At 64.3% G+C, this 12,150-nt stretch carries 9 protein-coding genes and 1 pseudogene; 3 read left to right on the forward strand and 7 right to left on the reverse strand.

Features of this window, described 5'->3' with window-relative positions:
* Window positions 1-13: 13 nt before the first annotated feature.
* Entirely contained in the window at window positions 14-478 is a 465-nt protein-coding gene (locus KIO76_RS01550) for an Lrp/AsnC family transcriptional regulator (protein WP_213321156.1), read from the reverse strand.
* Window positions 479-611: 133 nt separating this feature from the next.
* Between KIO76_RS01550 and KIO76_RS01555 the strand changes: the two genes are divergently transcribed.
* Together KIO76_RS01555 and KIO76_RS01560 are read left to right on the forward strand one after the other, a co-directional pair.
* A complete protein-coding gene (locus KIO76_RS01555; protein WP_213321157.1) occupies window positions 612-3,005 on the forward strand; it encodes a thiamine pyrophosphate-binding protein in 2,394 nt (797 codons plus the stop codon).
* A gap of 105 nt (window positions 3,006-3,110) precedes the next feature.
* Entirely contained in the window at window positions 3,111-4,052 is a 942-nt protein-coding gene (locus tag KIO76_RS01560; RefSeq protein WP_213321158.1) for a PfkB family carbohydrate kinase, read from the forward strand.
* 269 nt (window positions 4,053-4,321) lie between these two features.
* Here the strand turns inward: KIO76_RS01560 and KIO76_RS01565 are convergent, their stop codons facing one another.
* From KIO76_RS01565 to KIO76_RS01585, 5 genes and pseudogenes are all read right to left on the reverse strand, one after another.
* The gene (locus KIO76_RS01565; RefSeq protein ID WP_213321159.1) at window positions 4,322-5,383 is read right to left on the reverse strand and encodes a Gfo/Idh/MocA family protein; all 1,062 of its coding nucleotides are present in this window, start codon (window positions 5,381-5,383) and stop codon (window positions 4,322-4,324) included.
* A gap of 55 nt (window positions 5,384-5,438) precedes the next feature.
* A pseudogene (locus KIO76_RS01570) lies at window positions 5,439-6,515 on the reverse strand (ABC transporter ATP-binding protein); the annotation flags it as partial.
* Window positions 6,516-6,518: 3 nt separating this feature from the next.
* On the reverse strand, window positions 6,519-7,337 hold the full coding sequence (locus tag KIO76_RS01575; protein ID WP_213321161.1) for an HpcH/HpaI aldolase family protein: 819 nt from the start codon (window positions 7,335-7,337) through the stop codon (window positions 6,519-6,521).
* Between the two features lie 138 nt (window positions 7,338-7,475).
* Window positions 7,476-8,687, reverse strand: a complete 1,212-nt coding sequence (locus KIO76_RS01580; protein WP_213321162.1) for an amidohydrolase/deacetylase family metallohydrolase — start codon at window positions 8,685-8,687, stop codon at window positions 7,476-7,478.
* A gap of 228 nt (window positions 8,688-8,915) precedes the next feature.
* The gene (locus KIO76_RS01585; protein ID WP_213321163.1) at window positions 8,916-9,779 is read right to left on the reverse strand and encodes an IclR family transcriptional regulator; all 864 of its coding nucleotides are present in this window, start codon (window positions 9,777-9,779) and stop codon (window positions 8,916-8,918) included.
* A 98-nt stretch (window positions 9,780-9,877) separates the two neighbouring features.
* Here KIO76_RS01585 and KIO76_RS01590 point away from each other — a divergent pair, with 98 nt between their 5' ends.
* On the forward strand, window positions 9,878-11,023 hold the full coding sequence (locus tag KIO76_RS01590) for a mandelate racemase/muconate lactonizing enzyme family protein (RefSeq protein ID WP_213321164.1): 1,146 nt from the start codon (window positions 9,878-9,880) through the stop codon (window positions 11,021-11,023).
* A gap of 17 nt (window positions 11,024-11,040) precedes the next feature.
* On the opposite strand, the gene KIO76_RS01595 is transcribed toward KIO76_RS01590, so the two are convergent.
* On the reverse strand, window positions 11,041-12,108 hold the full coding sequence (locus KIO76_RS01595) for a LacI family DNA-binding transcriptional regulator (protein ID WP_213321165.1): 1,068 nt from the start codon (window positions 12,106-12,108) through the stop codon (window positions 11,041-11,043).
* Window positions 12,109-12,150 lie beyond the last annotated feature (42 nt).

The raw sequence follows: 12,150 nt of genomic DNA on the forward strand, positions 1-12,150 counted from the left end.
CGTCCACCGGAGCTCATCGCAGCGGGAGGGCTTCCGAGCGCTTGACCTGTCCGAGCGCAAAACTCGTCTCGATGGAGGCGACGCCGTCGAGGCGTGTGAGCTTGTCCTTGAGGAATTGCTCATACGCCTTGAGATCTTTCACAACGATGCGCAGGAGGTAATCGCGCTGACCGGTCATGAGGTAGCAATCGGCGACCTCCGGCCAGAGCGCGACTGCCTTGGCGAAACGATCCAGGCTTTCCTCGCGCTGGCGTTCCAGTTTGATCGAGGCGAAGGCGCTGACCGGCAGTCCGACCTTGGTCTGATCGATGATCGCCGTATAGCCCTTGATCACACCTGCGTCCTCGAGCAGCCGCAACCGCCTGGCACAGGGGGACGGCGACAGGCCGACCCGCTCCGCGAGTTCATGCGTCGTTATGCGACCATCGCTCTGTACAGCGGCAATGATTTTCCGGTCGATATCATCAAGCGTACGCATTTAGCACATAGACCCTGATTTTTGACCTATCCTGGCTGATATCGCCATACGGATGGCGCAAAGCAAGGGAGATTAGCTACTTTCGGCGACCGCTGCCGGTTATCATCATTGAAATTCCTGTGGGGTAACTTTCATGACCGACGCCCGCCTGCCTGTTCTCGCCGAGCTCGAACGCAAGATTCTGTGGCTTGCCACCTGGACTATCCACAACGCCAACCACCTTCGTGCCAACACGGATGGCTTGAAGGTAGGTGGTCACCAAGCATCATCGGCATCGCTCGCGACGATCATGACGGCGCTTTATGGCGCGGTGCTGCGGCCGGAAGACCGGGTCGCGGTCAAGCCGCACGCGAGCCCCATCTTTCACGCCATTCAGTACCTCCTCGGCAACCAGACCCGCGAGAAGCTCGAGAACTTCCGCGGCTACAAGGGCGTGCAGTCCTATCCCTCGCGCACCAAGGACACGGACGACGTGGATTTTTCCACCGGCTCTGTCGGCCTCGGCGTGGCGCAGACGCTCTTTTCTTCGCTGGTGCAGGACTATGTCCGCGCCAAGGGCTGGGGCACGGAAAGGCCCGAGGGCCGCATGGTGGCACTCGTCGGCGACGCCGAGATGGACGAGGGCAATATCTTCGAGGCCTTGCTGGAGGGTTGGAAGCACGGCCTGCGCAATACGTGGTGGATTGTCGACTACAACAGGCAGAGCCTCGATGCCGTCGTGCGCGAGGGGCTGTGGTCGCGCTTCGAGGCGATCTTCCGCAATTTCGGCTGGGACGTCGTCATCCTGAAGTATGGCACGCTGCAGCAGGAAGCCTTCGCCGAGCCCGGTGGCGAGGCGCTGCGGCGCTGGATCGACGACTGCCCCAACCAGCTCTATTCCGCCCTCACCTTCCAGGGCGGCGGCGCTTGGCGCAAGCGCCTGACCGATGACCTCGGCGACCAGGGTGACGTCTCGCGGCTGATCGACCGGCGCAGCGATGAGGAACTGGCCGCGCTCATGGCCAACCTTGGCGGGCATGACCTGCCCTCGCTGCTCGCCGCCTTTGAAGAGGCCCGCAGCCACGACCGGCCGGTGTGTTTCATAGCCTATACCATCAAGGGTTTCGGCTTGCCGCTCGCCGGCCACAAGGATAACCACGCGGGCCTCATGACGCCGACCCAGGTGGAGACGCTGCGGCAATCCATGAACGTCCGGGAAGGCCATGAATGGGACCCCTTCGAAGGCCTCAGCCTACCTGCGAAGACGCTGAAGAGCTTCCTCGCCGCGGTGCCCTTCGCGGCGAAGGGCCGTCGCCGCTATCAGGCGCCCGAGGTGGGCGTGCCGACGGCGCTCACCGTTCCCGCGCAGCCCGCGATGTCGACACAGCAGGGCTTCGGCTTGATCCTGCACGAGATCGCAAAGGGCGACACCGAACTCGCCCGCCGCATCGTCACGACGTCGCCAGACGTGACAGTCTCGACCAATCTCGGCGCCTGGGTGAACCGGCGCGGGCTCTTCGCGCGCGAAGAGATGGCCGACACCTTCAAGGCCGAGCGTATTCCCTCCACGTTCAACTGGAATTTCTCGCCCAGCGGCCAGCATATGGAGCTCGGCATCGCCGAGATGAACCTGTTCATCATGCTCTCGGCGCTCGGCCTGTCCCATTCCATCTTCGGGGAGAGGCTGCTGCCGATCGGCACCCTCTATGATCCCTTCATCGAGCGTGGCCTCGATGCCCTGAACTACGCCTGCTACCAGGATGCGCGCTTCATCGTGGCGGCAACCCCGTCCGGCGTGACGCTGGCGCCTGAGGGCGGCGCCCATCAGTCGATCGCCACGCCGCTGATCGGCATGGCACAGGACGGGCTCGCCAGCTTCGAGCCCGCCTTCGTGGATGAACTCGCGACCGTCCTCAACTGGTCCTTTAGCTATCTCCAGCGTTCCGGCGAGGCGGAGCCCGACGAGACCACATGGCTGCGCGATGCGGTCGGCGGATCGGTTTACCTGCGCCTTTCCACCCGCAGCATCGAGCAGCCGCAACGCGCGATGACACCCGCGTTGGCCGAGGACATCATCAACGGCGCCTACTGGCTGCGCCGGCCCGGCCCCAACGCGCAGGTGGTCGTCGCCTATAGCGGCGCGGTCGCCCCGGAGGCGATCGCCGCCGTCGGCTTGATGGGCGAGGACCGCCGCGATATCGGCCTGCTCGCCATTACATCGGCTGACCGCCTCAACGCCGGCTGGACGGCAGCAAGCCGCGCTCGCGAGCGCGGCCTCGTCCATGCCCGCAGCCATGTGGAACGGCTACTGGCCGAGGTGCCCTCCCATTGCGGGCTGGTGACGGTGCTCGATGGTCATCCGGCGACGCTCGCCTGGCTCGGCTCCGTCAATGGCCACCGCACGCGCTCGCTGGGCGTCGAGCATTTCGGACAGACAGGCACCATCGCCGATCTTTACCGGCACCATGGCATCGACACCGACGCGATCGTCCAGGCGGCCTCCGCCCTCGTTCCCGGCCGGCCGATCCGGCATCTGCGTTCGGCCTGACGCGAGAACCGACGCAAGAAGCACGGCACTGTTCAATGGGCGCGGCCCTGCGCTATGGAGGGAGGCCCTTGGGCGCCTCCCATCCTCCAGCCCAGCCGCGCCCTGATGCACCAGCCAACTTCCGCCGATCTCACCGCACTTGCGCCGCAGACACGTATCATCTGCCTAGGCCATTGCGCGCTCGACCAGACTTGGCAGGTCGACAGCCTCCTCACCCGTGGCAATCAGAAGATGCCGGCGCAGGGCTATCACGTCGTCGGTGGCGGCATGGCCGCGACGGCGGCCGTCGCCGTGGCGCGGCTCGGCGGGAAAGCGGCCTTCTGGGGCCGCGCCGGCCAGGACCTCGCCGGCGAGGCCATGAAGCGCGAACTCGTGGCGGAGGGGGTCGATGCGAGCAGCCTCCGACTCATCGACGGCGCGCTGTCGTCACTGTCCGCCATCATCATCGACGCCGCCGGCGAGCGGCAGCTCGTCAACTTCCGTGGCGACCTGCCCGATGACGCGGATTGGCTGCCCCTGCACGAGATCGCCAGCGCCTCAGCGGTGCTTGTCGATCCGCGCTGGCCGGCGGGAGCGCTTGCGCTGTTCCAGGCAGCGCGCAGAGCCGGAGTGCCGACCGTGCTTGACGGCGATGTCACCGAGACGGACGCCTTCCAGCATCTCCTGCCGCTGACCGATCATGCGATCTTCTCGGAAAATGGACTTGCTCAGTTCACGGGGCTCGACGTCGAAAAGGGCCTCGCCCGTGCCGCCACCTACGGCTGCCGCATTACCGCGGTAACCCGGGGCGAAGCAGGAGTCACATGGCTTGAGGAAGGCCGCCTGCACCATCTGCCGGCCTTTCCCGTTGTCGCCGTCAACACCAACGGCGCCGGCGACACTTTCCACGGCGCCTATGCGCTGGCCATCGGCGCTGGTCTTGGCTCCCGCCCAGCTTTCTCCTTCGCCGCGGCGGCGGCCGCGCTGAAATGTACCCGCCCTGGGACCCGCGCAGGCATTCCAGGCCTCAGCGAATGCCTGGCTTTTGAGGCAGCCCGGTCAAGTTAACCGCGCTAGTTTGTCCGCTTACGTTGGTCACTCTGGGGCGCCGCGTCAGCGTCGACCGCTGGATCCATGACCATTGTCAGTAATTTACATAGGACTGTCGTGTTCATGGATCCCCTTCCCGCCGCTGCGCGACGCCGGGGATGACATGACGGGGAACGGCCGGCGCAGATCCTCCCCCGAAGCGGAGGGATCAACGTGGGGGAGGACAAAAACGTGGGTTGGCGCACTCGATTGATTTTGTGACGGATGTGGCGCGCTGCGCCCTTACCTCAAATACATCCATTCAATTCGACCGCGCCACCCGCACGAATACTTTGCTCAATGGCCAGACACAGTCCAACCGCGTCGCGAGCGTCGCGGGCGGGCATCACGCTCTCGCCGGTCCGGAAGCCGTGCAGGGCTTGGCGCATGTTTTCCTCCAGCTCGAAGATCTCACCGGATTGCGGCACAGCGATCGTTTCGACCTCGGTTGAACCGCGCCGCTGCACCTCGAGCGCAAAAGTGGGATGGGCCGTGCGGTCATAGGCGCCCGCCCACCACGTTCTGATAGCGCCCGCATCGCCGGCGATCTCAAGGAGGGTGTGATGCTGGAAGCCCGCCAGGCATTGCGTCACGAGCGCCGTCGAACCATCGGCCCAAGTCATGAGCACGGATACGGTGTCCGAGAGACCTGACGGCGATGTGGATTGGGCGAGGAGACGGACCGGCGGCCCGTTCTCCCGCGCGTACCACAGCACGAGATCGACGAAATGAACGAGTTCCTCGAGGATCCAGGAGCCGACCCGTGCGGGATCACGCCGCCAGCCGCCAGACCCGGGCCGAAAGGCATGACGGAACAGCGAAAAATGCTGGTGCTTCAGCTGGCCGATGTCGCCAGCGGCGATGATCTCACGCACCTTGCCCCATTGATGGGAGACGCGCAGTTCATGGTTGACCGCCACGGCCTTGCCCGCGGCTTCTGCCGCTTCGAGCACCGCATCGCATTCCTCGAGCGACAGGCCGAGGGGCTTTTCAAGAAAGACATGATGCCCCGCCTTCAGCGCGGCCATGGCGAAAGCCGCGTGCTGATCGTTCGGCACGGCAATATTGACGACACCCGGCTCGATCGAGGCGAGGAGGTCATCATAGCGACGAAAGACCGGAACACCGGGCGCGAGTTCGGCTGCGGCCATGGCAGATGTATCGCCATGGCAATAGATAGCCACCAGGTCGGCTTCGGGGATTGCGGCAAGCGCGCGGGCATGCATCTGCCCCCAGGCACCGAAGCCGGCCAGTGCAACACGGCTGCGCCGCGCGCCCACCGGTTGAGGTCGCGGTATCGCGTCAGGCATGGACGGCTCCCGCTATGGCGGCTCCCGGCTGCCTTTTGTCCGCACGGGTATGTGGAGCCCCGATGGCGCGGCCTGATTCCGCGTCGAACAGATGCAGCCGACGGAGATTGCAGCGAAGCTTGACCGTCTCGCCGGGCGCGGGGCGCACCTCCGGCCGCACCCGCGAAGCGACCGCGTGATCGGCGACGCTGGTGAAGACGAGCGTGTCGGCGCCAAGCGGCTCGACAACCTCGACCACCGCCGCAAGATCGAAGAAGCCGGGAGGCGCAGGTCCTTCTTCCACAACCTCCACATCTTCCGGGCGCAGGCCAAACACCAACCGCGCCCCCTCCTGGAGATCCCTATTCAAGGGAAAGAGCGCATCGGTGCCGTCGAGCTTCAAACCACCGTTCTCAGCGCGTGCCGGAAGGAGGTTCATAGTCGGCGCGCCGATGAAGCCAGCAACGAACAGGCTGGCCGGGGCGTGATAGACTTCGTCCGGCGTACCGATCTGCTCTATATGGCCGCCGTTCATCACCACGACCCGATCAGCGAGCGTCATCGCCTCGACCTGATCGTGGGTGACGTAGACGGTTGTTACGCCGAGGCGCTGGTGGAGCTTCTTCATCTCGATGCGCATGGAGCCGCGCAGCTTGGCGTCGAGATTGGACAAAGGTTCGTCGAACAGGAAGACCTGTGGCTTGCGCACGATGGCGCGTCCCATCGCTACGCGCTGGCGTTGCCCGCCCGAGAGTTGCTTCGGCCGTCGGTTGAGATAAGGCTCAAGGCCGAGCACGGCCGCAGCCTCACGCACCCGCTTGTCGATCTCCCGTTTCGGCACCTTCCGATACTGCAACGAGAAAGCCATGTTCTCATAAACACTCATATGCGGGTAGAGCGCGTAGTCCTGGAACACCATGGCGATGTCGCGATCGCGCGGCTCGACCTCGTTCACAACCCGACCGTCGATGCGAATTTCCCCTTCGGACACATCCTCAAGGCCCGCCAGCATTCTCAGCGAGGTGGACTTTCCGCAACCGGACGGCCCGACAAGAACAATGAATTCGCCGTCCTGGATCGCAAGATCAATGGCATGGACAACTTCAATCGCCCCATAGCGCTTGACGAGCTTGACAAACTCGACAGTCGCCATCGCTTAGTTCCTTCCGCTCGACTGTTGAACGACTTCGCGGAAATGGGCAGCGGCCGCATCGGCTCGTTGCACAAGCATCACGAAATCATTCGCCACGGATATGAAATCGAAGCCCGAACGAATATGCCGCTCAGCAACCACGTCGTTCGGCGCCAACACACCAACGGCCTTGCCCGACGGGCGGCAACGCCTCAGCCCCTCCTCGATGGCGGCCGTGACATCGGGATGGGCTGCCTGGCCAGGTAACCCCATGCTGGCGGCGAGGTCGCCCGGTCCGAAAAAGACCGCATCCACGCCGTCCACGGCCGCAATCGCCTCGCAATTGTCCAGCGCCTCCTTCGTCTCGATCTGAACAATGAGGAAGAGTGTCTCATCGGCGCGCCGCGCATAGTCCTTGATGCGTGAATAGCGACTGCCACGATGCATATTGGCGATGCCGCGCGCGCCACGCGGTGGATAGCGCATGGCCCTTACCGCCTCTGCGGCCTCGTCGGCAGACTGCACATAGGGCAGCATGATGGTGCCGATGCCAGCATCGAGATGGCTCTTGAGCAGGAGCGGATCGTTCCACAGAAGTCGGACGATCGGGATCGTCGGCGTGCCCGCGACTGTCCGGCAGTGGGTCATTACGTCATGCAATGAAATCGGGGCATGCTCTCCGTCGATGAGAATCCAGTCGTATCCGGACCAGCAGAGCGCCTCCGTTGCGTCGACGGAATTCAACATCGACCATATGCCGATAAGGGGCTCGCCGCGCGCGAGCGCGGTGCGGAAAGGATTGGCGGGAAACGCATCAGATTCCAGCACGCCGGCAACCGACATCGGCCAATTCTCCCTATACTTCTTGGCAGGCGGAGCTTCGCCGTCCGCTTCTGGGATGATAGGGTCCCGCCTGCAATCTGCAACTAGAATTTCATTAGCAAATACCTTGTATCGCCCAGTGAAACATCGGGCCGGCAGTCACGCTGCTTCCGGCTCGAAGGGACGTGGTGCAACGGCTTCGGGCTTGCCAGCTACATAGAGGGCATGTGGCTTCAAGAGCTTCATGCCTTCGCGGCGATGCCCCACCACATCGACGAAGGGCACGGCGACCTCCACGAGATCCAGGACGCTGATATCGGCGGCGGCTCCTGCACCGAGGTGACCGATCTCGTCTCGATTCATGGCTTTGGCCGGGGCGTCCGTCACCATGGCGATCACATCGGTAACGCCAACGCCGCAGCACATCAGCTTGCTCATGGTGTGCAGGAGATCATAAGCGGGCCCTTTGATGGACATGACATGCACATCGCTGGAGATCATGTCCGGCGGAAAACCGTCAGCGAGGGCAGCCTCCGCGCTGTCGAAGCCGAAGGCGCCCATGCCGTGGCCGATATCAAACAGCACGCCGCGTGCCCGCGCCTCGCGCAGCGCGGGGAGCACCAGCCTCTCACCGTCCACCGGCGCATTCGGTGCCGGGCGGAAGCAATGGGTCAGGATATCGCCAGGTCGCATGCGTGCGAGGATGTCCTCATAGGACGGTGGAGGTCCGCCGATATGCGTCATCACCGGCAGCCCGGTGCGTTCGGCAGCCGCGATCGCGCGATCCAGCGCCTCTAGCCCCACCTCGCCGGATGTCTTGTCGCCGATACGCACCTTGATGCCCACGACGAAGTCCTTGTGGGCTTCCACAGCCTCGACGCAGCGCGCGACATTGAGGAGGTCGCGCACTGTCGCCTCACCAACCGAGAACGCCTTGTCGAAGGCGAAGATGCCGGGGAAAGAAATATTGACATAGGCGAGCAGGTTGAAGGCGGACCGCGCGGCCACGAAATCCTTGAGGCCTTCGAGATTGCCCGCACCCGCGCTGCCCGCGTCGACCAATGTCGTCACCGCCGATCGTCTCGCGACCGGATCAGGATCCACGCTGAGAGAGGTCGCCTTGTGATAGACATGGGTGTGAATGTCGATGAGGCCCGGCGCAATGATGTGGCCGGCCATGTTGTCGACCGGCGCGGCGCCAGCGTCGAGCTGTTCCGCCACTGCCGCGATCCGGCCATCTCTGATACCGACGTCCATCACGGCGTCGATGCCGTTGCGCGGATCGATAACGCGCCCCCCTCTGAGGACACGATCGAACGTCCCCTCACCCCTGTCCGCACGCGGCATGCCTGATCCCGACGTTTCAACCACGCAATCTCTCCCCGTCATTGCCTACGCTCTCTGGCGCGGACACGCTGTTATCTTTGGAGCAGCGACGCGGCGATGCAATCGGCATTGCTGCCGGATACTCACTTTAGGCACCGAATGTCCCCGGAAACGCATCGGCGTAACGCATGGAAGCGGCACATTTCACACGCCAGCGGCTTTTGAACTCTACTCGCCGCGAGCGGCTAATCAGCACGGCTGCGGAATTCCTCATCACCGCGACGTCTGGCTATGCCATCCCAGCAATTCGGCGATCCGCGCCGCCGTGTCCCGCGCGACGGAAATCAGTTCCGCGAAGCGTGGGGCGTTCGCTGTCTGTCCCAGGCTGGAGATGCTTAACGCCGCGACAACCGTGCCCTCGCCGTTGCGGATCGGCGCAGCGACGCAGGATACGAGATCATTGTATTCGCGGTCATCCACCGCGTATCCATCTGCGCGGACTTGGCCGAGGGCCTGATGCAACGCCTCGCTGGTGGTGAGCGTGCGAGCCGTGAACGCCGGCATGCCGGCCTCCTTGAGGATGCTATCCACTTCGGCCGGATCACGGTAGGCCGCGATTGCCTTGCCAAGGGCGGTGCAATGGATGGGCCGGCGCGCCCCGATCTGGGTGTTGAGTTTCAGCGGCGGATCGAGTGGTTCCACCTTCGCGAGATAGACGATGCTGCTGTCGGGCAGTATGGCCAGTTGGACGGTCTCGCCGGTTTGGCTGCATGCCTCTTCCATCAGCGGCCGCGCGAGCCCCGCCAGATCGTGCCGCGCGATACTGCGCGACCGTATATCCAGAAAGACGGGCCCAGGGCGCCAGCCCCTACCGTTCTGGCCGGGGGCAACGAAGCCCCCTTTCTCCAGTGTTTTGAGAAACCGCAATACTGTGGATTTATGGAGATCAACGCGCTGACTGAGTTCCGTCAGGGTCATCGAATCCGTGCTGTCAGCCAGAACACGCAGGATACGCATGGTCCGGTCGATCACCCGCACGGACGACGAAGCTCCCCCATCCGCCCCGACGCCATCGGACGCCCCCATGCCCGCCCGCATATCTCCCAACGTGTCGTTTTCGGGAACGAGGCTGTTCAAGATCGCTGGCTCCGATGGCCGAACTTGTTTTATGCTCCCGCATGATGAAACAGAATTTCATCTCGCGCAACATTTTGCGTGCATTTCCGGGGGATCGAATGAGCGCGGACATTATCACGATCACGCAGATCGAGGCCGTTGCGGTGCGTGCGCCCATCGACACGCCGGTCCGCACCTCGTTTGGGACCATGACCGACCGGCCGGCTGTGTTCATCGAGGTTCGTGACAATGACGGCCACCGTGGGCTCGGCGAGGTCTGGTGCAACTTTCCATCCGTGGGCGCCGAGCATCGCGCACGCCTTGCTCTGGCAACGGTCGGGCCGCTGCTCAAACGACTATCGCCTCTGGTGGTGGGCGAGGTTTTCACGCGCCTCATGGAGGCCCTGCACGTTCTGGCGCTGCAATCGGGCGAATGGGGGCCTCTGCGCCAAGTCTCGGCGGGGTTCGACATTGCTTGCCATGATCTTGCCGCGCGCCGTGCTGGCCTGCCGCTGCACGCGTATCTCAGAAGCGCGTACGCGCTCGGCTCCCCTGACGGGCGCCGGGTACGCGCCTATGCCAGCGGCATCGGCCCGGAACGACCGGCCGAGGTCGCCGCCACTGAGCAGGCGCGGGGTCATCGCGCCTTCAAGCTCAAGGTCGGCTTCGGCGAGGAGGTTGACCGCCGCTCGCTGGATGCCGTCCGCGCCGCCATTGGCGATGAACCGACGCTGATGATCGATGCCAACCAGGGCTGGACGCGCGACGAGGCAATCCTGCTCGGCCGCGCCTTCGCGCCCTATGAGCTTGCCTGGCTGGAGGAGCCACTTGCTGCCGACAGGCCGCGGACGGAATGGCAGGCGGTGGCGGAAGCCATACCCATTCCGCTTGCAGCCGGCGAGAACATGAACGCGACCGCCGAATTCGAGACAGCGATCGAAAGCGGTACCCTGCACTTCATTCAGCCTGACGCGGCCAAATGGGGCGGGCTCTCGGGCTGCCTCGACGTGGCTCGCAAGGGAGCCGCCGCCGGCATGACTTACTCCCCGCATTATCTCGGCGGGGGGATCGGGCTCCTCGCCTCGGCGCATCTCCTGGCCGCGGCCGGTGGCGATGGCCTGCTCGAGATCGACACCAATCCCAACCCCTGGCGGGATTGCCTTGTCGGTGGATTGTTGCCCCTCGCGGACGGCTACGTCCAGCTGAGCGACGCACCAGGCCTTGGTCTTGCGCATGATCTCGAGGCGCTGACCAAGCTCGCCTGACACCTGATCCGTGCGGATCAGGTCGAACCACGGGCCACGAGCTCGAAACCGAGATCGAAGATCGTCTGCCCGGCAGGCTTGCCTCCGAGCCGCGATAGCAAGACATCGACGACCTTCGTGCCGATCGCGCCCCGCGGCGGGCGTACGGTGGTGAGCGTCGGCTCGCTAGCCGCGGCGAATTCGAGATCACCAAACCCGCAGATGCGCAAGTGCTTGGGGACTTCCCATCCCTGCCGCTGCGCCTCGAACAACCCGCCCAAAGCGAGAATGTCATTGGTGCAGAACACCGCATCCACGTCGGGATGCAGCGCGACCAGGCCGCGCAGCGCCTCACTGCCGCCCAGCGCGCTCGCCCTTTTCTCGAGGCGGTACTCCACGGGGGGCGCAAAGCCGGCCTCCGCAGCGGCCTCGACGAAACCCGCGTAGCGATCCACCGCGCGATAGTCACGATCGAGCATCGCGCCGATGAAGCCGAGCTTGCGCGCGCCGCGCTCGGCGAAATGTCGCACGACCACCCGGCCGGCAGCACGTTGGGAGAAGCCGACGATGGTATCAATGGGATGATCAGAGAGTTCCCACATCTCGACGATCGGAATGTCCGCGTCGAGGAGCATCCTGATGGTCTCACGGCTATGACGGCGCCCCGTGAGCACGATGGCTGCGGGAGACCAGGCCATCACAGATGCGACGAGTTGTTCCTCGACGTCCATGGAATGGCGGCTGTTGCCGATGAGCAATTGATATCCGCTGCCCTCCAGTCCCTCTTCCATGGCTTCGACGGTCGCCGAGAAAAACGAGTTGATCATTGAAGGAATGATGACACCGATCGTCATGCTGCGGGCACTCGCCAGCGCTCCCGCCATAAGATTGCGTCGATAGGACAGCCGTTCGACGGCCTCGTCCACGCGCGCCCGGACGGGAGGCGAAACCCGGTCCGGCTGACGAAGCGCCCGGGAAACAGTCGCGGTCGACACGCCAGCCAGTCGCGCAACATCTTCCATGCGGGAGCGAGCCGTACCGAGCCGTTCCCGCGGTGCGGGACGAAGGACGGTGGGCAGCATATCGTCCGGCGGGACCTTAGCCATGCGATCCAACTTCCTGGGGCTGATAGGGCCCGGCACACTTCC

The sequence above is a fragment of the Chelatococcus sp. YT9 genome (assembly GCF_018398315.1).
Taxonomy (GTDB): Bacteria; Pseudomonadota; Alphaproteobacteria; order Rhizobiales; family Beijerinckiaceae; genus Chelatococcus.

Coding starts and splice junctions, on each gene's coding strand:
- KIO76_RS01550 (WP_213321156.1), bottom strand. CDS start 478: ATGCGTACGCTTGATGATATCGACCGGAAAATCATTGCCGCTGTACAG.
- KIO76_RS01555 (WP_213321157.1), top strand. CDS start 612: ATGACCGACGCCCGCCTGCCTGTTCTCGCCGAGCTCGAACGCAAGATT.
- KIO76_RS01560 (WP_213321158.1), top strand. CDS start 3,111: ATGCACCAGCCAACTTCCGCCGATCTCACCGCACTTGCGCCGCAGACA.
- KIO76_RS01565 (WP_213321159.1), bottom strand. CDS start 5,383: ATGCCTGACGCGATACCGCGACCTCAACCGGTGGGCGCGCGGCGCAGC.
- KIO76_RS01575 (WP_213321161.1), bottom strand. CDS start 7,337: ATGTCGGTTGCCGGCGTGCTGGAATCTGATGCGTTTCCCGCCAATCCT.
- KIO76_RS01590 (WP_213321164.1), top strand. CDS start 9,878: ATGAGCGCGGACATTATCACGATCACGCAGATCGAGGCCGTTGCGGTG.
- KIO76_RS01595 (WP_213321165.1), bottom strand. CDS start 12,108: ATGGCTAAGGTCCCGCCGGACGATATGCTGCCCACCGTCCTTCGTCCC.